Genomic DNA, 20,348 nt, shown 5'->3' on the forward strand with positions numbered 1-20,348 from the left:
GGCGCTTAGGTATACTGGATTCGTTTTCACATATGGAAAAGGGCAAGGCACTATCATGCTGGTTCCCGTCAAATGGCTTCGTGAGTTTGTAGATAGCAGGCTGTCCGCATCTGAGATGGCGGATGCCTTAACCATGTCCGGCCTGGAGGTGGACGGTGTAATTGAACGCCACCAAGGCCTAGATAAAGTAATCTGCGCAAAGGTCCTCGATGTGTCGCCTCATCCCGGCGCAGACCGTTTGCGCCTGGCCGATGTTGATACAGGCAGTGAAAAGTTGACCATTGTCTGTGGCGCGCCCAACCTGGAAAAGGGAATGGTGAGCGCCCTTGCCTTGCCCGGGGCTGTCCTGGCTGAGGGCATGAAGGTCAAAAAGACCAAGATCCGCGGGGTGGAGAGCGTGGGCATGCTCTGCTCCTTGAGTGAAATGGGGATCAGCGCCGACCACTCCGGAATAGTTGATCTCCCCCGCGGTCTTGCTCCGGGCACCCCCATATTGGACGCCCTCAACCTGGAGACTGAGGTGCTCGAGATCTCCATCACCCCCAACCGGGGTGATTCCTTGAGCATACTGGGTGTGGCCAGGGATCTGGCCGCCATAGAGGGGCTTCCGGTCAAGATGCCCGAGATTTCCTTTGAGGAAAGTGATCAGGATATTAACGACTACGCCTCGGTTTCGATCAAGGCCCCCGAGGCCTGCCACCGTTACGCCGCCAGGCTGGTCCAAAATGTGAAGATCGCCCCTTCGCCGATCTGGATGGCCGACCGTATCAGCGCCATTGGCATGCGCCCCATCAGCAATGTGGTTGATATCACCAACTATGTGATGATGGAAATGGGTCAGCCCCTGCACGGTTTCGATTTCCGCCAGGTGGCCAAGGGACAGATCAGCGTCCGTCTGGCCGATGAGGGCGAGGTTTTCACCACTCTGGATAATCAGGAGCGCAAGCTGCAAAAGGGTATGGCCCTTATCTGCGACGGTGACGGACCGGTGGCCCTGGCCGGGGTTATGGGCGGCTTAAACAGTGAGATTGCTGACGACACAGAGACCGTATTGATCGAGAGCGCCTTTTTTGATCCCCTGATCACCAGAAGGACCAGCAAACGCCTTAACTTAAGCACTGAGAGCGCTTATCGTTTTGAGCGTGGTATTGACCTCGAAGGCTGCTCCCGGGCCGCCGAAAGGGCTGCCCAGCTCATGGCGGACTTTGCCGACGGCCAGGTTGCCAAGGGCATGATCGATGAGTACCCCAGGCCCTACCAGGCCCCCAAACTGGAACTCTCGGTAAAAGACACCTCCCGCTTCCTCGGCATGGAGCTGGACAAGGAGGCGGTGACCACGCCTTTGGTAAGGCTGGGAGTCAAGGTGGGCGACGGCCCGGATGAAGACATCATCATTGCCGAGCCTCCCGCCTGGCGAACCGACCTGGAGCGTCCGGTGGATCTTACCGAAGAAATCGCCCGGCTGGGCGGCTTCAACCGTATAGACGACCATATGCCTCTGGCCCCCTTGATGGCCAAGCCCAGGGCCTGGAACCAGAGGGTGCGTGAAAACGCCAAAGACCTTCTCACTGCCATGGGTATGGATGAGGCGATCACCTATTCCTTTGACCTGCCCGATTCGGTCCGGAAGATGGGTTTTGCCGAAGAAGATTCCCGTTCACGGGTGGTTTCTTTGATGAACCCACTTTCAGAGGAGCTTTCCGTATTGCGCACCAGCCTGTTGCCGGGCCTGCTCCTGGCCTTAAGGCGCAACCTGGGGCACAAGGCCCGGGACGTGGCCATGTTCGAGGTGGGCAAGGTCTTTTGGGATTTCGGGGAAAAACAGCCCACCGAGCCTTCCCGCTTGAGCGGCGTCTTCTGCGGCCTGGCCCAGCCCGCCAACTGGTGGACCGGTGAGACCAAGGTGGAGTTGGCCCATGCCAAGGGCGCGGTGGAGTTCCTGGTTCAAGGCCTTGGAATAAAAGGGCTCTCTTTTGACACCGAAGGTGGCCCCCAGCCCTATGTTCAGGGCGGTGACTGGTGCCGGGCGCTTTTAGACGGCGAATACTTCGGTGATCTGGCCCGCTTTGACGACAAGACCCTGGCCGGTTTTGATATTGACCAACCGGCTTATTTCTTTGACCTGGATTTTGACCTGCTGGTGGAAAAAGCCAGTGAAGCCAAAGAATTCCATCATCTGCCCCGTTATCCTGAGATTGTCAGGGACCTGGCCGTGGTGGTGGATGAGGCCGTTGGCGCGGGCGACATCCTGGCTTCTGCCGAGGATTTGGCCAAGGGCAAGGCGAAAAAATGGTTGCGCAAGGTCGAACTCTTTGACATTTATAGAGGAAAGCCCTTGCAAAAAGGCCAGAAATCCCTAGGGTTGCGCTTTACTTACCGGGATGCGAACCGAACCTTGACTGAAAAAGAGGTTATAAAGGTTCATGATGACCTGGTGGAAAAACTCCTGGCCGCCCACGGAGGTGTGATAAGGCAATGAAAGACGTCCGGGACGCTTTAACAGATGGAAAGCTGTTCCCGGACCGCCCCTACTACCGGATTGGAGAGGTGGCGCGGCTTTTGGGGGTGGACACTCATGTCATTCGTTACTGGGAAAGCGAATTCCCCCAACTCAAGCCTCGCCGCGCTCCTTCCGGGCATCGCGTATATCAACCTGAGGATGTACGGCAACTTCAGAAAATTCAAGAACTGCTCCACGGCCAGGGTTACACCCTGGCCGGGGTCAAACGCCTTTTGGAACACTATTCCCTGGACAACATACCTGCCAAGGAACCGGAAACACCTTCCGAACGTCAAGACAGCAAGGCGCTTTTGCTGGAATTAAAAGAAATCCTCACCCTTTTGGATGACTGAAACCGCCCCGGCCGTCACCTGTAATCTTTTCCAAATATGTTCTGGTTGTTTATATAGCTTGACACAATTTGAAAACTATCCTGAAATCTAAGAAAGAGGAGTTCGGAACTTTCGGTAATTTTTTCAGTAAGGATGGTTTTTCATGCCTGGTATGCCACTTTTAAAAACCAGGACCAGTTGGGCTTTTTTATTGGCTCTGTGCTGTTTTTTGGCAGCCTGCGCAGGTGGGTTCGCAAACCCCGGAGAAAATCCGGCCAGGATAAGGGTCCAGCTGGCGGCAGATGCGGGCGATTACCCGATTCCGGATGATAATAACGGTATTATCCCTTTGCAGTGGCAGTGGGGGCTGTTTTTGGTGGGGCAGGGAGACGGTTTAACACCCCTTAAACCAGAGTCAGGCGAAAGGCTGCATGCCCTTAACGATAAAATACTGAAAAGGGATACGGTCTTTCTGGCTCCGCCTGGACAGAGAAAAGTGCGCCTTTTGGTGGAAGGCTATATCGGGGTCAAGATCAGCCGGAATTCCTATCCCCAAAACGTCGCTTTTTTGCAGGAAGATTTTTCCCTTGATTTAAAAACCGGGCAGACCGTCACCATTAAAAGGTCCATTAAACAGTAGCCTATTGTTTGTGGTTGTTTCCCCCCTTGTCGATCTGCTCCCCCTCTGTGGTCTGAACCAGGTCCAGAAGGTTGATTTGATCCAGGTTTCTTAAAGAGAGTTCTTCCGCCTTGGCCAGGAGCCCTTCCGGCAAAGGGGAATAGGCGCTGGTGGAAGGCCCGTCGTGCGGAGAGACAGGTCCCCTTAAAATCCGGCGGAGATCCCCCAGAGTTATGGTTTCCAGGCTGCGGGCGGGCTGCAGGGAGCCGTTGGGCTCCACAATTGTAAGCAGGTTGTTTTCGGCCAGGGTGCGGACCAGGCCCTGCACCTCCCCCAAAGGCATACCCAGGCCCCGCGCCAGGTCATTAAGAGGCACCGGTCCAAATCCGTTGTGAAATGACATGGCCAGGCGGTGCATGATCTGCATGCCCAGGTTTTCCCTTTGGGCCGGGGACAGGGGTGCGTAAACAAAGCGGGGCATGGGGCCGTGCAGGCATACCTGATGGGCGTGGGCCACCTGTCCGCCAAAGAGAACCACGGTCCAGCTAACCTGCACCCAGACCATGAAAAGGGGCAGGGTGGCAAAACCGCCGTATATGGCGTTGTAGCGGGAGACCCCGATCTGGAAGAAGATATAAATGCTCTGCACCGTCCACCAGAAAAAGGCCGTGGTCAGTCCGGCCACCAGGGCCGAGGTAAAGGATACTCTGGTGTTCGGCAAAAAAAGGTAGATAAAGGCAAAGGCTGCGGCCAGCATGAAAAACGGCCCCAAACCCATGCCGGTGCGGGCCACCTCTCCCACCACGGCCATATCCAACAGCCATTGCACCACTTGATGAGTGGAAAGGGCCGCCCAGGCGCCTGTGGCCGCCAGGACCAGGAGCGGAAAAATCACCATTACCGAAAAGTAGTCGGTGAATTTGCGCACCCAAGAGCGCTGGTTAGGCGCTTCCCAGATATTATTGAATACCTGCTCCACACTGGAGATGATCAGGATCATGGTGACGACCAGAAAAATGAGCCCCATCACTCCCAGGGTGCCCACCTGGGTGCGCTCCACATAGCCTATTATCTGTTCCAGGATATCCTTTTGGGAGAAAAGAAGCTCGTTTTCCAAAAGAAGCTTGCGCAAGGGATTGGCAAACCCCAGGCCCTTGGCCAGGGCAAAGGAGATGGCCAGCGCCGGAACCAGGCCCAAAAGGGTGATAAAGGTGAGGGCGTTGGCTGAAAAGGGCAGCCTTTCCTTAAAGGCGTTGCGCACCGAAAGATGCACCACCCTCAGCACGAAAAAGCCCCATCCCTTGGGCCCCTTGATAAAGGCCGAGGGCTGCCAGAGCCAGTTCAGCAAACGGCAGTCCAGGTCTGCCAGCCAGTCTTTTTCTTTTTCGTTGGGCAGCTTCCCGTTTTCAATCCGGCAGGCCAGGCCATCATTTTCCAGCTTCTGTTCCTCTTGAACCTGGTTCTGGGGGCGAGTTTTTTGATTCATGGCTTGGAACCTCTTGATGGTGTGGGTTAATCCTCACCCGTGATCAATTGCAAAACAACTCCACCCGATTAAAGGCGTTTACATCCACCAGACCCTGGTCTGTGATGCGCAGGTCAGGAATCACCGGCAGGGCCACAAAGGAAAGGAGCATAAAGGGTTCTTCCAGGTCGGTGATTTGGCGGGCGCTCAGCCTTAACGCTGCAATTGCCTCCAAAACACTTGCCAGGGGCTGGTCGCTCATCAGTCCGGCCAGGGACAGGGGCAGCTCGGCCAGCACCTTGTCGCCAAGGGCCACTACCAGGCCGCCCTGCATTTGGGCAACCCTTTGGGCGGCTGTTAACATGGACTTAGCATCTGCCCCTGCCACAATCAGGTTGTGGCTGTCATGGGCCACTGAACCGGCCAGAGCGCCCTTTTTAAGGCCCAGTCCCTTGATAAGGCCGTTGCCGACCCTGCCCGAGGCCTGGTGCCTCTCCACCACAGCCAACAGGGCCAAGTCCTGCTCCGGGGCGGCCGTCAGCCGTCCCCGGGCCTGGGGAGCGGGGACTATAAGCTCCCTGGTCAGAAGCTGGCCGGGTGTCAATTCCAGGGCCCTGGCCCGGTTTCCCTTCACCAGGGGAGTAAAGGACTCCTTTTGCAGATTCCCGATATTAACGGTTTGCCTGGCGGCATCGTCAAAAGCCGGTGACTTGAATTCAAGGGCCTCGCCGGAGTTGGCCACCATGCGGCCTTTTTTGAAGACCATTTCAACCTTGAAACCGCTTAAGTCATGCACCAGGGCCAGGTCGGCCTGATAGCCCGGGGCCAGGGCTCCCCTTCGTTTCAGCCCGAAACGGCGGGCCGTATTAAAGCTCACCATGCTGAGTGCGGTCATGGGGTCCAGGCCGTGGGATACGGCCAGGCGCAAAAGGGCGTCCATATGGCCTTCATGGGCCAGTTCGTCAGGGTGACGGTCGTCGGTGACCATAAGGCAGCGGCGTTCGGTGCGGGGAGTGACCAGGGGCAGGAGATCCAACAGGTTTTTGGCCCCCGTGCCCTGGCGCAACATGATCCACATTCCCCGGGCGAGCTTTTCCCGGGCTTCCTCAATGGTGCTGCATTCATGGTCACTGGCTGGACCGGCCGCACAATAGGCGTTAAGGTCCGCTCCGCTTAAAAAGGGCGCATGTCCGTCAATGGGCATGTCACCAAAGGCAGCCAGCTTATCCATAACCCCCTGGTCCGTGTTGAGTACTCCGGGGAAGTTCATCATTTCGGCCAGGCCGATGATCTCCGGGAAACGGCGCAACCGAGCCAAATCCCCGGCCGTGAGTTCAGCTCCCGAAGTCTCCAGATGAGTGGCCGGAACACAGGATGGAGCCTCAAAAAGAAATTCAACCGGCAACCCCCTGGCCGCCATGATCATGGCCTCCACCCCCCGGGATCCCATTACATTTGCTATTTCATGTGGATCGGCAAATACAGTGGAGGTTCCATGGGGGCAGACAGCCCTGGCCAGCTCGGCGGGGCTCAACATGGTTGATTCCACATGCATGTGGCCGTCCATGAATCCGGGGCAGACAAAAAGACCGTTTAGGTTAATTTCACGCTTTCCCTTATATGAGCCGATTCCGGCGATAAACCCTTGTTCCAGGGCCAGATCGGCCCTTTCCAGGCTGTCGGTGAAGAGGTTAACCAGGTTTCCGTTTTTCAGGACCAGTTCAGCGGGTCTTTTCCCGGCGGCCGCTTCGGTCAGGGCTTGAAGGCTCAAGGGTGCGGGCATTTTTAAATCTCCCAAAACGCGGCCCATATGCCGCGTTGGTTTTTATGATGATAGCCGGCCCGGTTGGCCGGAGGACAAAAAAGGGCCTGGTCAAGGCCCAAGGGAGCCTTTGCCTGGTTTGTGTCAAAAGCCAGGGCCAGGCGTATCTCCCAGCCCCTTTTGCCCAGAGAGACCCAAAGGGGGCCACTGACGGGGATGAGGCTTATGGCGCTGAATGCCTGTACAGCGGCCAGCAATATGGCCGAACCGAGGTTTTGCTCCAGGTTGAGTTCCATGATTCCGGCTTTGGTCCGGCTCTGCATTGCATCTATGCATTTTAACTTTGGTGAAACTTCAAATTCAACGGCCATGGCCCATTTCCGTGAGTTTGTCCAACATTCGGTTCAGCTTTTCCTGTTCCGGCATGCCGCCATCCAGTTTGAACAGGTTTTGTTCAAGCAGGTGCGAAGTTTTCTCAAAGGAGCTTATCTGCCGGTCAAGTAATTCAAGCCTGCCGTCGCTTACAGTGCGCGCCTTGGCCTGTCTTTTGGCCAGGCGTTTTTCCAGAACCGGCCTCCGGGCCCATACCTCCACAAAAAGGGGAGTGGCTCCTGTTTTTCGGGCCAACTCAAGCATGGTCTCCCGGTGTCCGGCCCGGCTGAAAGAAGCGTCCAGTATAACGCTTTGACCCATGGCCAGGTGAGGTTCAGCCCAGTGGGCCAGAGCCTGATAGGTCTTTTCCGTGGCCAGGGGATCGTAAAGTCCCCGGCCCCAGTTGTCGTAATGTCTTTCATCAACCGCTATGCCAGCGGTTTTTTTGCGCATCCGGTCGCTGTTTTCATGGGGCCAGCCCAGGTGCCCGGCCAGGAGTTTAGCCATATAACTTTTACCCGAAGCCATCAACCCCATGAAGCATACCAGGAAATACGGCGGCTCGTTTTGGGCGTATTGGGCCGCCAGGCGAAAATAGGCCCTGGCCTTGGCCAGATCAGTGAACTTCTGTTCCGGTGGGACCTCCTGGTCTTCAAAAGTGAAGCCATGAATCTTGGCTCTTACAACCGCCCGATAGCACATGTAAAAATTAATGATTTTAAGTAGGTCCCGATCACCGCCGGTTCTCACGTAATGCTTCAGCAACAGGCGGGTCAAGTTGGCTTTTTGATGGAAGTCCAGGTCCATGGCCAGGAAGGCCAGGTCGCAGGCCGCATCCTGGTAGCGGAACCTTTCATTAAATTCAATACAGTCAAAAATTATGGGGTCCCGGTCTGGGGGCAGGACAATATTCCCTGAATGCAGGTCCCCGTGGCCGTCTACAATATGGCCCTTATCCACCCTTTGCTTGAACAGGTCTTGGTTCTGCTCCATAAATCCGTAACTGTAATCCTTGACTGCCTGCCATCTGGGGCGGGATGCCGTCACCCCCAGGTGGGGTTCGGTCTGGCGAAAATTTTCCTCCACATTGATCCGAACCTGTTCCAGACGCCCGAAAAAATCAACCTTGGAAGACTGCCCCTGGGAAGAGTGGAACCTGGCTGTTTTTTGGCCCAGGCTTATTATGTCCTGCTCAGTCACCTGGTCCGCTTCCAAAAGGCGGTCCATGAGCCTTGATTGATCCATCTCCTTCATTTGTACACAGGGTTCCAGCACATCTTGCCGGTCCACCTTTTCAAGCGGCAAAAGGGAGAGCCCCTTTTCGGATTTTGCAACCGCCATGACCTGCAGATAGATTTCCGGAGCAAGGCGGCGGTTTAGCTCCACCTCCTTAAGGCAGAAATGAATCCGGTTTTCCAAAGTGGAAAAATCGACAAAACCCAGGTCAAGGGGTTTTTTGATCTTGTAGACCAGGCCGCCGGTAAGGAAAATGTGGCTTAAATGGGTCTGTAAATGGTCTAATTGCAGAACCTTATGGGGATAAAAAGCCGGATCCCCAAAAGCCCGGATAATTTTTCTATGGTTTTCAGCCATGACAATGATCCGTTCTGATGGCCCTTTTATCCTCATTTGGAGAGAAAACTTGCCTGATCAAGTAAAATAGCCTAAGGCAATATCTATGACCCGCATTTTTTATGTGTTTCTCCAATGTTCAAGGATACGGTTTTTTGGGACGACTACTTTGCAAATGAAACTGCCATGTCATTAAGATACCGCATTTTCTCAGCCGTTTTCACGGTCTGTTTTTTGCTGCTGCTCAACTCCCCGGTTTCATGGGCCGACAATGACCCCTGGCGGGTGAAGTCTGTTGTTTTTAAGGGATTTGACAATATCTCCCCCTCCAGCGCCTCCGAGGTGATGGAAACCAAGGCTCCGGGCGGTCTTGGCTTTCGCCAAGGGGAGGTCTTTGACCCCCTGGCCGTGGACAGGGATAAGGATCGCCTCCTGGAGCTGTATCAGGAGTATGGATTTTTTCAAGTCAAGCTTACCACCAAGGTGGAAAAGGACCCGGCCACCCGCAAGGTCACCGTCACCTTTGAGTCTCATGAAAACCAGCCCGCCCGCATCAGGAATATCAGGCTTGAATTTCCCAATGAGGAGCAGGCCAAAATATGGCGCGAAAAACTTTTGGCCAAGGCGGTTATAAAAAAGGGCAAGCGGTTTGTTCTGGATAACTACCGCAAGAGCAAAGATGAACTTTCCAGTGTGATGAGTGATGAAGCCCACCCCATGAATAAGGTTAAGGGGCAGGTGCTGGTTCAGCCCGACCGGCTTCATGCGGATATAATTTTTCGCATTACTCCGGGGCCCAAGGTGTATTTTGGCCCCACCAGGGTCACAGGCAATCAAAATGTAAGAGAAGGCATTATTAAACGCCTCTTGGCTTATGAGGAGGGTGAACCCTTTTCCCTGAGCCTTTTGCGCAAGAGCCAAAGCAGGCTTTTGGATACCGGCTTTTTTAACTCGGTTAGCTTAAAGCCGCGTTACAGGAAAATGAAAGGGGAGAAGGCCCCCATCTGGCTTGAGGTGCACGAGAGAAAGCCGCACAGTTTTCGGTTTGGCCTGGGCTGGGGCACCGAGGAGAGTGTCAGGGTGCGCCTTTCCCAAATGAATCGGGACCCCTTTGACCTGGGCGACACCCTTTCCCTGGAGGCCAAGATCAGCAGCCTGTACGAGGGTGCGGTGGCCCGCTGGAAGGTGCCTCATATATCGGGCTGGAACTATCATTTTGGCCTTTCCGGCGGTGTGGAGCAAAAAGACGATGAGGCCTTTAATCATCGCCGGTATTTTATCTCCCCGGTTTTGGAGTATAAGCCTTCTGAAAGGTATTCGTTTTTTCTGGGATACAATGCGGAAATAGATCGAATGCTGGACCTTAAGGCGGCTGTCCCCGATCCTGTTTATGAGGACCAGGCCTTTTACATTGCCTCCATCCCCCTGGGGGTCAAATACGATGCCAGAGATTCCGTTCTGAACCCCACCAAGGGATTTTTACTGCGCCTGGAGGTGGAAACCGCCTTAAAGGCCCTTAACTCGGATTTGGGCTTTGTGCGCCCCTTAGCCGAGTTCAGTTATATTCATCCCCTTAAACGCCCCAAGCGATGGTCCCTGGCCACCAGAATACAGGCAGGAGCTGTTTTTTCCCTGCTGGATGATGAGCGAATCCCTTTGGTGAGGCGATTTTTTCCGGGTGGAGCCAACAGTGTGCGCGGTTTCCCTTATCAGTCCCTGGGACCCTTGGATTCGGCAGGTAAACCCCTTGGCGGAGAGGTCATGTTTGTCTCCAACTGGGAGGTGCGTTTCCCGGTTTACAAGGAGCTGGGAGGGGTGCTTTTTGTGGATGCGGGCAATGCCTGGGAGAATGTCGACACCGGGATCGGGTCTTTGCGTTTTACCGCCGGATTCGGGTTGCGTTACGAAACCCCGGTGGGGCCATTGCGTATGGATGTGGGATATCAGCTCAATCCTCCGGAAGACTCCCCCATCAGCCGTTACCAGTTTTACCTCAGTGTTGGGCAGGCCTTTTGATGGCTAAGGTTTTTTTGAAATGTGCCGGCTGCGCGGCCTGGATTCTGGCAGGTTTGGGTCTTCTGTGGGCTGTGTTATGCATTTTGGTGCTGGTGGCCAGTCACAGCGAGGTTGTGCGCGACTGGGCGCTCACCAAGGCCCGCACCGGGCTGGCTGAGGCCGGGTTTGAGCTTAGGGTGGATTCTGTAGAAGGCGTCCTGGCCGGAGAACTGAAGGTCCATGGTTTTTCCCTGAAAGGCCCTGCCGGAAAAGAGATGCTGAGCGCAAAAGACCTTAGCCTGGAGTTGAGCCTTATCAGGCTTCTTGGAGGCAGGATTTACGTAAAAGAGGTCAGCTTAACCGAGCCGGTTGTCCATTGGCCCTTTCCCGAGACAAAACAAGACGACACAAGCGACGGCGGTTTTGCCCTGGGACTCAGCATCAGGCGCTTTGAACTGATAAGAGGCGCTTTTTTAACTTCCGGGGGGCTGGGCCCCCTGTTGGAAGCCCGGTCTGTGAATGCCGTTGGTTCTTTTCGCTTGGATGCCAGGGGGCCTTTGTTAAAGGCGGAAGACCTGGAGCTTCAGGCCAGGATGGACCAGGGCCTGGGCTGGATTGGCGGAAAGATAAAGGGAACATGGCAGGATGAAAAGGTTGTTCTAAACCAATTTGAGCTGCAAAAAGGGGAAAATCGGATTAAGGGCGCCGGCTCTTTAGGTTGGGAAAAGGAGTTTGCCTGGCAAGCCAAGGCCAGGGCTTGGATAAAACAGGTAAAGGACCTGCCCTTTACCTGGCCTGGACCCGTTTTGCCGGATTCACCCCTTCAGCTTGATTTCAATCTTGACGGTGATACGGAAAAATGCCGGACTGTGGCCAAGATAACCAGGCCGGGTCAGGAGATGGGCCTTAAGGGAGAGCTTTGGTTTGAAGGATTTAAAGGCTCCTTAAAGGCGGAATTAAAGGATTTGGATCTCAAGTCCTGGGGGTTCAGCCCCCGGCAGGTTTCCTTGACCGGGAAAACTGATCTTTCTTTTTCCGGCCTGCCCCTTGAGCCGGGGTCCTCATCTAGTCTTTCCGCAGAGTTGAGTAGGTTCTCAGTCCCCGGTTATCTGGAGACCACGGTTTTGCTTGAGGCCTCGCTTTCCCAAGCTAAGCTGGAACTGACCCGGCTTATGCTCAAGGGAGAATGGGGCAAGCTCGTTGCCCGGGGCCGGGCCGGATTGGCTGTTGCGGGCAAAGAAGATCCCTTGTCTGAAGTAAGGTTGAGGATTGATTTTACTGAATTGACTGCGCCGGAAAATTTGGCTTCACATCTGCCGGATTGGCTGAGCCAGGCCCGTTTAAACGGTTCCGCCCAGGTGGAGGGCGCTTGGAAGAACCTGGCCTGGGACCTTAAGCTGGGTCCTTCCCATTTCCGCCCGGGAGTAGAGGTTGGAGAACTGATCGCAAGCGGCGCCGTGGCCAAGGGTGCCTGGCAGGTGAACAGGGTCTCTGTACAGGGTGATTGGGGCCAGGTCAAGGCAAGTGGGCGTTTGAACCAAAATGGGGCGGAGATGGATTTTGATCTTGCCATCCCCAGCACCAGAACCCTTGAACCCTTTTTCAAGGCCTACAGAATCGAACCGCCCGAGGTTCAGGCCCAGAACATGAAACTGAAAGGCCGGATTTCCGGCCCATGGTCCGGGCCTGATTTAAGCTGCGCGGGCGAAGTCGACAACCTGGAGGCGTTCAATCGTTTTGTGACTCGGGGAGTTTTGCGCCTGGATGCCCAAAAGTTGGGCCCCCGACCCACCGGCAACCTGCAAATCACTCTTTTAGACACCATTGAGGGTGATCTTTTCTGGAACTCCATTGAACTCAAGGCCGACTTTACCCCTGACGGCGGGTCGGCCAATTTGAGGGGAGTCTGCGAAGTCGGTGAAATTTCATTTGATATCTCATCTGCCACGCCGTTAAAGATAGAACGACCCTACCGCCTCAGCCGGATGACAATAAAACCCCACACCCTTGATGCCTGGCATCAGTCCGGTGAGGCCGAGATCAGGTGGCAACCAAGCGGCCTCGTCTTCAAGAACTTTAGCCTTAGCCAGGGAGAACAGTCATTGACCCTTTCCGGGACTTTGCTGCCGGATAAAAGCCTTGACGCAAAATTAAGTATAAAGAATTTCAGGCCGACTCCCTGGATTCCCCAAAGACACCTGCCCGAATCCGCCCGTTTGTGGACGGAAGTGGGCCTGGCGGGCACTTTGGCCAAACCCGTTATTAATTTGAACGGGCGGCTGGACCGGCTTAAGTGGGATGATTTGGACCCGGCCACTCTTGAGTTCAAGGGGGGCTATGATCAAAAGGGGTTCAGGTTGAAGGGCAGGGTTCTTTTGGGTGATAAAAAGGCCTTTGCCTGGCGCGCAACCTGGGATGCCGGTCTTGGCCTCGACCCCCTGGATCTGGATCCGGGAGACGGGGCCCTGGATATCAGGGCCACGGCCCAAAATTTGCCTTTGGTCCTTTTGGACCCCCTGGTTGATGAATATGTGGCCTTGGGCGGATATGTGAACTTGGATTTCAGGGCAAGCGGGCCTTGGCACAGCCCCCTGGCCGAGGGCTCTTTAAAGTTTGAAAAGGCAAGGGTCATGATAAGGGCCACCGGCCAGAATTTTGAAGATATAACCGGTTCCATTGAGTTTTATAACAGACGCCTCAAGATTAAGAAGCTTAAGGTCAAAAGTAAAGGCGAGCTGACCTTGAATGGAACCTGGGATCTGCCTTCTGGAAAAAAAACGGAGGGTTTTGATCTCGACTTAAAGGCCAGGGACTTCAAGGCCTCGCTCGGGGCGGTTGGCGAGGTGTTTCTAAACTTGGACCTGGCTCTTTCCGGTGACATGAATTCTCCCAAGGTGAGCGGTGAGGTCATGCCCTTGAATGCCAATATTAGGCTGGGGATGGCCCCCCCGCCGGACCTTAAGGAAGTGGTTTTGCTTAAACCGCAACAGAAACCGCCGCCAATCCAGACAAAGGATCCTTCCCTTGTCTGGAATCCAAAGGGATTTTTGGGCGGGTTGTCTCTTTCCGTTAGGGTCAAACCGCCGGACATCCCCGAGATAACCCTGGGAAACCTGGGTTGGGTGAGGCTGAAGGGCGGGATGCGCCTGGAGAAGAAGCCCGGAAAACCTTTGCGCTACTTTGATAAAATCAGCGCCACCAGAGGCGCATTCATCATACAGGGAAAGAGGTTTGTGGTGAACCGGGCCGAACTGAATTTCGCGGGGAAAAACGAGCCCGATCCCAACCTTGAAGGACAGGCCAAGATCACCGTGGGCCAGACGCTTATCTATATAACCATTTTGGGGACCATGCTCGATCCCCAATATCAGCTCAGCTCCCAGCCGCCCATGAGCGAGACCGATATTTTGAGCACCATTATTTTCGGGCGACCGGCAAATTCGCTTAACAGCGGTGAATCCAGGGAGCTGACCGCCCAGGCTCTGGCTCTTTTAGGCTCCCAGGGAGCCAAGGAGATAAAGGATCTGGTGGGGGATCAGTTTGCCCCGGACGTGGTGACAGTGCATGACGGGGCCCAGAGCGGCTCCTCACTGGAGGCGGGGAAATACCTTAGCAGCGATCTTTATCTGCGCTATCGCCATAACCTGGGCCAACAGGGCGGGGATAACGTGGGCATTGAGTATCGCCTGAATCATTGGCTCTCTTTGGAAAGCCAGGTCGGCACCACCAGGGACAGCGGTGTGGATGTCATCCTTAACTGGGATTTTTAGGTCGTAAATTAAAGATAATTATCTGAAAAAAGGTCGGGAGGCTGTGAAGCCTCCCGGTAAACTTCAATATTGGTAATTTCCCCGTTCAGGGTAAAAACCTCATCAAAGAGGGGCTGACCTCCAGGCTGGATTCCACAATCTCCACTCCCTCAACTTCACCGGCCAGTTTTTCGGCCAGGGTCTGATCATCCTGGGTGGCCACATAACCGCCGAGCCGCACAACTTTTTGGTGGCATTCCACCTCAAGGGCGTGAATATCGAGTTCTTCCACCAGCCTGGCCCTGACCCTGCCGCCCAGAACCATGCCGTCCAATATCCTTTTGGTCTCGGCCGAGGGCTGGTACTCCGCATGCGCGGTCAGGTCCAGAACCGTGATGGCTGCCTGCTCCAGGGAGAGGCGACCCATGTTCAGAACCAGGTCATAATTCAGGGCCGAGGCCCAGTCCGCCCCAAAGACATGCCCCACATATGACCTTCTCTGCTGGTCCACAGCCGTGGCCAGGCGGCGCGCTCTGTCAAGATCCAGGCCTTGGGTGTTTGATATGCGCTGGGCCCTTAGCTCCAGGGGGGCAACGGTGCGCACCCTCAATACTCCGGGTACATAACGCAGAAGCAGGTTTGCGCCTCTGCCCACCAGGACCGCCCCGCCGAGTTGAGCGTACTGCAGGACCACCAGCTCCAGGAAGGCGGCAAAGACCCGTCTTCTTTTGCTGCCCATATCCAGCATGGCCGGTCCTTGCTCGGCCAGAAGCTGGTGTTCATCTCTGGAAATGTCCACCAATCCGTGAACTGCGTCCATCAGGGTGCGGCGGTCAACACATTCCAGATTGCCGCGCTGGCAGATCTCTTCGGCCAACTCGTCCCGATAAGAGCCCATCTCCCCACTGACAGTGATTATACTCATAATCCAACCTCCCGGTTGAGGTCCCCGGCTGTGCAATGGGTGACAGCCTGTGGAGATCATCTGCTGTCTTCAGGATAACATAGCGAACGGTTTGAAAAGTCATTGCTTTTGTATATAAGAAGAAAAAGCCCGCGGAAAACACCGAAAAACGGCGTTTCCACGGGTGGTTATCCGACAAATATCAGGACAGGCAGCGGGATAGGGCCTCGTCCTTGGTCTTTTGCTGAAGATTCATTAAAGTTGGTGTTATCTTAATATCATAGGGAGCGGGCTGGGTAATATCCAGGCAGTGAGCGGGAAGGGTTTTTACTTCCTCTTCAAATCTTTCATGGGCCGCTCGCCAGTCTTCTTTTTCGGTGATCTTGCCTTGGACCATCACCTGGTTCAGCATGGGCCGTCCCGGATTGTTTTCGGTTCTTAAGCCCAAAAGGTCATGGGTGATGATTCCCTGGTCATTGGTTTGCCGCCAGATCTGTTTGTTTTCGACCCAGGTCTCCTTGCCGGTGCAGAGCTTCAAGGTGGGACGGTCGTCGTATTTAACCAGCTTATAAACCAGGTCCAGGAAAGGAGCGTCGGCCGAACAGGCCATCTTGGTGCCGACTCCCATCATGTCTATCTGAGCCCCTTGACTGATGAGTTCCTGAATGCGGAATTCATCCAGGCTGCCGGAGACCACAACCGCAGCATCTTCAAAACCGGCTTTGTCCAGCATTTCCCTGGCCTGGCGGGTCCCGGCTACCAGATCGCCGGAGTCAATCCTCACCCCCAGGAGTTTTTGGCCGTTTTTTTCCAACTGTTGAGCGCATTCCATGGCGTGTTTCAAACCGGCCACCGTGTCATAGGTGTCGACCAGAAAAACGCCTTGCTTCGGAAAGATGTCGACAAAGGCTTTAAATGCCTTCTCTTCATCGCCAAAGGCTTCAACAAAGGAGTGGGCCATGGTCCCCACGGGCATGGTGCCAAGCACCTGGGCGGCGGCCACATTGCTGGTGCCTGCGAACCCGGCTATGGCGGAGGATCTGGCGGCGCTCATGCCCGCGTCCGGCCCCTGGGTGCGGCGCAGGCCGAAATCAAGCAGGGTGCGGCCTTTTGCCGCTCGAACACAGCGAGCCGCCTTGCTGGTAAGGGTTGTGTGCAGGTTCAGGGTGTTCACCAAAAAGGTTTCCACCAGTTGGGCCTCGATCAAAGGGGCGGTGACCTCCAAAAGGGGTTCACCGGCCCGGCATACGGTTCCTTCGGGCAGGGCCCATACATCGCCGGTGAATCGAACATCCGAAAGATAGTCTAAAAATTCCGGTTTAAAGCGGTTCAGGGAATCAAGATATTGGATGTCCTGGTCTGAGAAACGGAAATTTTCCAGGTAGTCAAGGGCAATCTCCAGACCGGCGGCCACCATGTATCCCCTTTTTTCGGGGAGATTGTGGGCAAACAGGCTGAATCCGGACATTTTGTTCATGGAATTGGCATGGTAGCAGGCCGCCATGGTTATTTGATAGAAGTCGGTATGTAAAGCCAATGATTGGTAGTTCATATTCACCTTACCCGCAGCTGACCGCATTATTATGCAGACCTGTATCGTAATGGCCTTCACTTCCTGAGTTTGGGGAAAGCCGCGCAAATATAAATTAAAGTTTCTATTCTATCGTAAAAAATTATGAAAGCACTTTTTGTCTTTCATTACCAAACCCCGCCGCAAGTCTGACCTGATCAAAAGAAACCGGAAGCTTGTTCAGCATACAGGCGGAGGCGTCAAACTCAAGCGGTATTGACAATCAACAGGTGTGCAAAGGCAGTATTTTTCTGTTTGTTATTGCCTTAGGCTATGAAACCTTTATACGTTGGTAGTTATTTTTTTGATAACGGTTCTGTTGGTTATTTTGTTTTTTACCAGTAGTATAGATCAAGGCCGTATTCATGCGCCTTTTGGGGCAATCAAGGTGAAAAATATAAAAACCTGAACTATACCGGGGATTGGTTGACAGTTGGATTTGAGCATGTTAAAAAAGGTACAAATTACCCCGGAGTTGTTCCAATTTGTCTAAATATTTAAGAATATTAGTTATTGATGATGATTACGGAGTCAGGGAATCCTGCCGCCGCGCCTTTGCCCGAACTGAACATGAGGTGGAAATGGTGGAGAACGGAGCCGAGGGCATGGAGCTTTTGGGCCGCTCGACCTATGATGTGATTCTCCTTGACTTAAGGCTGCCGGATGTGGACGGCATGGGGCTTCTGCGCCAGATCAGGGAGCAGGACCCCGGCACAGAGGTGATAATCATCAGCGGATACGGCTCGGTTGACGTGGCTGTGGCGGCCATGAAAAACGGGGCTTTTGACTTTGTACCCAAGCCTTTCACCCCGGCGGAACTGCGGGCGGCGGTGGAAAAAGCCCATCAGCAGCGGGACCTGGTTCTGGAGAATGCCTACCTCAAAGAGGAGCTCAAGCGCAAAAACGAAGGCTCCGATATTGTAAGCCGCTCACCTTTAATGAAGAAAATCCTTAATGTGATCACCCGGGTGGCGCCCACAGACACCACGGTTCTGATCACCGGGGAAAGCGGCACCGGCAAGGGGCTGCTGGCCAAGTACATTCATCAGTTAAGCCCCAGAAGGGATCATCCCTTTGTGGCGGTGGACTGCTCCACACTGGTGCCCACCTTGTTTGAATCTGAACTCTTTGGTCATGCCAAGGGCTCTTTTACCGGTGCCGGCAAAAGTAAAATAGGTAAATTCGAGCTCTCCAACGGCGGCACCTTGTTTCTGGACGAGGTGAGCAATATCTCGCTTGAGATTCAGGCAAAATTGTTGCGGGCAGTGGAGGAGAGAACCGTTTTCAAAGTCGGCAGCAACCGGGAGATCAGGGTGGACACCCGGCTGGTTGCGGCCACCAACAGGAGCCTTTCCAAGGCCGTGGAAGCGGGCACCTTCCGGGAAGACCTTTATTATCGATTAAATGTAATGCCCGTTAATCTGCCTCCCCTTAGAGAGCGGCCCGAAGACATCCCGGTTTTGGCGGAATACTTCTTGGAAAAGTTCGCTGGACTGGCTCTGGGAAGGGAAAGGCGTAAGACCTTTACCAAGGGTGCGCTGGAACTTTTGAGCCATCACACCTGGCCCGGCAATGTCCGCGAGATGGAAAATACGGTGCAGCGCCTGGTGATTCTGGCTGACGACAGACAGATTGAAGAGGCTGATATCCGTTTTGCCATGCCCACCATAAAAGACGAAGAACGTGGCGAGCTCATGAGACTGGTGGATGTAGAACGCATGTATATCCAAAAGGCCCTGCGCAAGATGAGCGGCCAGCGCACCCTTACGGCCAAGGCGCTTGGAATAGACAGAAAAACCCTGCGCCAGAAGATGCGGAAATACGGGCTTGACGCCTGAGCCGCTTACCTGCCCTTGACCCCTTTCATCTTACTCCTGCAAAATTAGAAGTAGGCGGGTGGGATTTTCCCGCCCCGACAGACCGCAGGTGAGTGAGGTCGTTATGAAGGGTTTTTCTAGTGAACAATTATGTGTGTTGGTGGTTGATTCCCAAAAAGGCCCGGGGGAAAACTGCGTCCGGATTCTGGAGCAGGAAGGATACCATGTGCGCCTGGCCGATGGGGGAAAAGCCGCCTTGAAACTGGCTGGACAAAACCAGTTTGACATTGTTTTTTTAGATCTGCGCTTACCGAAAAAGCCGGGTATGGTGGTTTTGGAAGAGATGATCGCAATCCAGCCCGAGGCGATTTTTGTGGCCATGACCGATCGGGCCACCGTGACTTTGGCCCTGGATGCCCTGCGCCAGGGAGCGCACGAGTTTTTGACCAAACCCTGCACTCCTGAAGAACTCCGCAATATGGCCGCAAGGGCCAAAGAACGCTGTTGCCTGGCCCTGGAGCGCAAGATAAAGGCCTGCCGCCTTTCCGATGAAACCCTGATCAAACCCCTGGCCGTACAGCTGAGAGGGCGGAGCCTGGCCGTACAGGAGCGCCTAAAGGAATTGGAACAGCACCTGACCGGTCATCCGGCTTCCTTAACCCTTCTGCGCAAGGCCATGGACGATAACCAGGGTATGCTTAAACTTTTGGATCAGATGTGAGCTCAGCGGGTTTCAGAAGCGTAACGGGCCGGATTCGATTTTCCGGGTTGCAGGTTTCAGCCCGTGATAACAGCCGGCAGGCAATATGTCGGCACACTCATCGTAATCATGATAGTGCGGGAGGGCTTTGTCATCAGCCCGAGTGCGGGCCAAGGACGCACCCCTGGATGACTGTCCGCCGAATTATGCCCCCTTCTCGAGGCGCGTGATTCGAGCCATTTGGCAAAATTCAAGTTTTTGCTAAATGGCCTCTGACAAAGTCCGGGAAGACTTGGTCGGCAAACTAAAAGCCACCGGTTTGACCGGTGGCTTTCTTAATGCAAAGTAAGCGTGTAACCTTGGTTACATGCCTCCTCCGCCGCCGCAGGTCTGGGCAGGGCCAAAGACGCGGGTCTGGCCTTCTATATAAAGACGAAGGGCCTCGCCCACAGTGGGTGCGCCTTCGTTAAAGAAAACCTGGATGCCCACCTGCTGGAAACCGGCCAGAGGCCTGGCGCCCATGCCGCCCGCGATCAGGGCCTCGGCTCCAGCCTGTTTCAGGAACATGACAGGGGCCATGCAGCCGCCCTGTACGTGACCTTCATTGGCCAGGATATCCACGTTTTTGATCTCGCCGTCTTCCACATCGGCCAGGGTAAAGAAATCGCAATGACCAAAATGGGCTGAAAGCTGGGCTTCGACACCACCGGGCGCCATGCTGGGAACTGCTACCTTCATGAGTTTGTCTCCTTTTTCGTCTGACCAGCGGGTAATACCCGTTGATGTTTTGTGCAACTGCACAAAACATATGTCCCTGATCCCCGTCTGTCAATAGGAAAAAAGATTTTAAGGAAACGGCCTGTTTTTCTTTTTCACATGGGCATGGGAAAGCCGAATTATGGTGGGTGAAAAAAATGGTGATGCCTTGGGCTTCCGCCTAAATATTGGGTCAACTATTTGAAATAGTATTTCTTTTTACGGGGACCCTGCC

The 20,348-nt window shown here is 54.5% G+C and carries 14 protein-coding genes; 7 read left to right on the plus strand and 7 right to left on the minus strand.

Annotation, left to right across the window (positions count from 1 at the left end):
- The first annotated feature begins 55 nt into the window (after positions 1 to 55).
- The 3 genes from pheT to X474_RS22165 all read left to right on the plus strand — a co-directional run bounded on the left by pheT (position 56) and on the right by X474_RS22165 (position 3,472).
- On the plus strand, positions 56 to 2,479 hold the full coding sequence (gene pheT, locus X474_RS22155) for a phenylalanine--tRNA ligase subunit beta (protein WP_044352044.1): 2,424 nt from the start codon (positions 56 to 58) through the stop codon (positions 2,477 to 2,479).
- Positions 2,476 to 2,853, plus strand: coding sequence for a MerR family transcriptional regulator (locus X474_RS22160; protein WP_044352045.1), 378 nt, complete (start codon positions 2,476 to 2,478; stop codon positions 2,851 to 2,853). Before pheT ends, X474_RS22160 begins: the two co-directional genes overlap by 4 nt.
- Before the next feature lie 142 nt (positions 2,854 to 2,995).
- Positions 2,996 to 3,472 carry a hypothetical protein gene (locus X474_RS22165; RefSeq protein WP_044352046.1) on the plus strand — a complete coding sequence of 159 codons (477 nt, stop codon included), beginning with the start codon at positions 2,996 to 2,998 and terminating at the stop codon, positions 3,470 to 3,472.
- A 1-nt stretch (position 3,473) separates the two neighbouring features.
- Here X474_RS22165 and X474_RS22170 read toward each other — a convergent pair whose 3' ends face one another.
- Genes X474_RS22170 through X474_RS22185 form a run of 4 tightly spaced genes read right to left on the minus strand, consistent with a single transcriptional unit; the run spans position 3,474 to position 8,643 of the window.
- On the minus strand, positions 3,474 to 4,937 hold the full coding sequence (locus tag X474_RS22170; protein ID WP_052515513.1) for a YhjD/YihY/BrkB family envelope integrity protein: 1,464 nt from the start codon (positions 4,935 to 4,937) through the stop codon (positions 3,474 to 3,476).
- A 43-nt stretch (positions 4,938 to 4,980) separates the two neighbouring features.
- On the minus strand, positions 4,981 to 6,699 hold the full coding sequence (gene ade / locus X474_RS22175) for an adenine deaminase (protein ID WP_044352048.1): 1,719 nt from the start codon (positions 6,697 to 6,699) through the stop codon (positions 4,981 to 4,983).
- A gap of 2 nt (positions 6,700 to 6,701) precedes the next feature.
- On the minus strand, positions 6,702 to 7,049 hold the full coding sequence (locus X474_RS22180) for a hypothetical protein (RefSeq protein ID WP_044352050.1): 348 nt from the start codon (positions 7,047 to 7,049) through the stop codon (positions 6,702 to 6,704).
- Positions 7,039 to 8,643, minus strand: coding sequence for a bifunctional aminoglycoside phosphotransferase/ATP-binding protein (locus X474_RS22185; protein WP_044352051.1), 1,605 nt, complete (start codon positions 8,641 to 8,643; stop codon positions 7,039 to 7,041). The genes X474_RS22180 and X474_RS22185 overlap by 11 nt, the downstream gene beginning before the upstream one ends.
- Positions 8,644 to 8,808: 165 nt before the next feature.
- Between X474_RS22185 and X474_RS22190 the strand changes: the two genes are divergently transcribed.
- Together X474_RS22190 and X474_RS22195 are read left to right on the plus strand one after the other, a co-directional pair.
- Entirely contained in the window at positions 8,809 to 10,638 is a 1,830-nt protein-coding gene (locus X474_RS22190) for an autotransporter assembly complex protein TamA (protein ID WP_197282227.1), read from the plus strand.
- Positions 10,638 to 14,387: a translocation/assembly module TamB domain-containing protein gene (locus tag X474_RS22195; RefSeq protein ID WP_044352054.1), complete on the plus strand. Its 3,750-nt coding sequence runs from the start codon at positions 10,638 to 10,640 to the stop codon at positions 14,385 to 14,387. The genes X474_RS22190 and X474_RS22195 overlap by 1 nt, the downstream gene beginning before the upstream one ends.
- Positions 14,388 to 14,472: 85 nt before the next feature.
- Here X474_RS22195 and X474_RS22200 read toward each other — a convergent pair whose 3' ends face one another.
- Positions 14,473 to 15,291, minus strand: coding sequence for a cytidylate kinase family protein (locus tag X474_RS22200; protein WP_044352055.1), 819 nt, complete (start codon positions 15,289 to 15,291; stop codon positions 14,473 to 14,475).
- A gap of 181 nt (positions 15,292 to 15,472) precedes the next feature.
- Positions 15,473 to 16,822, minus strand: coding sequence for a nicotinate phosphoribosyltransferase (locus tag X474_RS22205; RefSeq protein WP_044352056.1), 1,350 nt, complete (start codon positions 16,820 to 16,822; stop codon positions 15,473 to 15,475).
- A gap of 503 nt (positions 16,823 to 17,325) precedes the next feature.
- Here X474_RS22205 and X474_RS22210 point away from each other — a divergent pair.
- Together X474_RS22210 and X474_RS22215 are read left to right on the plus strand one after the other, a co-directional pair.
- Complete coding sequence (locus X474_RS22210) at positions 17,326 to 18,678, plus strand: sigma-54-dependent transcriptional regulator (protein WP_044352058.1); 1,353 nt, start codon at positions 17,326 to 17,328, stop codon at positions 18,676 to 18,678.
- Positions 18,679 to 18,781: 103 nt separating this feature from the next.
- On the plus strand, positions 18,782 to 19,378 hold the full coding sequence (locus tag X474_RS22215; RefSeq protein WP_044352059.1) for a response regulator: 597 nt from the start codon (positions 18,782 to 18,784) through the stop codon (positions 19,376 to 19,378).
- A gap of 342 nt (positions 19,379 to 19,720) precedes the next feature.
- Here X474_RS22215 and X474_RS22220 read toward each other — a convergent pair whose 3' ends face one another.
- Positions 19,721 to 20,095, minus strand: coding sequence for a NifB/NifX family molybdenum-iron cluster-binding protein (locus tag X474_RS22220; RefSeq protein ID WP_044352061.1), 375 nt, complete (start codon positions 20,093 to 20,095; stop codon positions 19,721 to 19,723).
- Positions 20,096 to 20,348 lie beyond the last annotated feature (253 nt).

It is taken from the genome of Dethiosulfatarculus sandiegensis (assembly GCF_000931935.2).
In the GTDB taxonomy this organism is placed as follows: Bacteria; Desulfobacterota; Desulfarculia; order Desulfarculales; family Desulfarculaceae; genus Dethiosulfatarculus; species Dethiosulfatarculus sandiegensis.

Coding starts and splice junctions, on each gene's coding strand:
- pheT (WP_044352044.1), top strand. CDS start 56: ATGCTGGTTCCCGTCAAATGGCTTCGTGAGTTTGTAGATAGCAGGCTG.
- X474_RS22160 (WP_044352045.1), top strand. CDS start 2,476: ATGAAAGACGTCCGGGACGCTTTAACAGATGGAAAGCTGTTCCCGGAC.
- X474_RS22165 (WP_044352046.1), top strand. CDS start 2,996: ATGCCTGGTATGCCACTTTTAAAAACCAGGACCAGTTGGGCTTTTTTA.
- X474_RS22170 (WP_052515513.1), bottom strand. CDS start 4,937: ATGAATCAAAAAACTCGCCCCCAGAACCAGGTTCAAGAGGAACAGAAG.
- ade (WP_044352048.1), bottom strand. CDS start 6,699: ATGCCCGCACCCTTGAGCCTTCAAGCCCTGACCGAAGCGGCCGCCGGG.
- X474_RS22180 (WP_044352050.1), bottom strand. CDS start 7,049: ATGGCCGTTGAATTTGAAGTTTCACCAAAGTTAAAATGCATAGATGCA.
- X474_RS22185 (WP_044352051.1), bottom strand. CDS start 8,643: ATGGCTGAAAACCATAGAAAAATTATCCGGGCTTTTGGGGATCCGGCT.
- X474_RS22190 (WP_197282227.1), top strand. CDS start 8,809: ATGTCATTAAGATACCGCATTTTCTCAGCCGTTTTCACGGTCTGTTTT.
- X474_RS22195 (WP_044352054.1), top strand. CDS start 10,638: ATGGCTAAGGTTTTTTTGAAATGTGCCGGCTGCGCGGCCTGGATTCTG.
- X474_RS22200 (WP_044352055.1), bottom strand. CDS start 15,291: ATGAGTATAATCACTGTCAGTGGGGAGATGGGCTCTTATCGGGACGAG.
- X474_RS22205 (WP_044352056.1), bottom strand. CDS start 16,822: ATGAACTACCAATCATTGGCTTTACATACCGACTTCTATCAAATAACC.
- X474_RS22215 (WP_044352059.1), top strand. CDS start 18,782: ATGAAGGGTTTTTCTAGTGAACAATTATGTGTGTTGGTGGTTGATTCC.
- X474_RS22220 (WP_044352061.1), bottom strand. CDS start 20,095: ATGAAGGTAGCAGTTCCCAGCATGGCGCCCGGTGGTGTCGAAGCCCAG.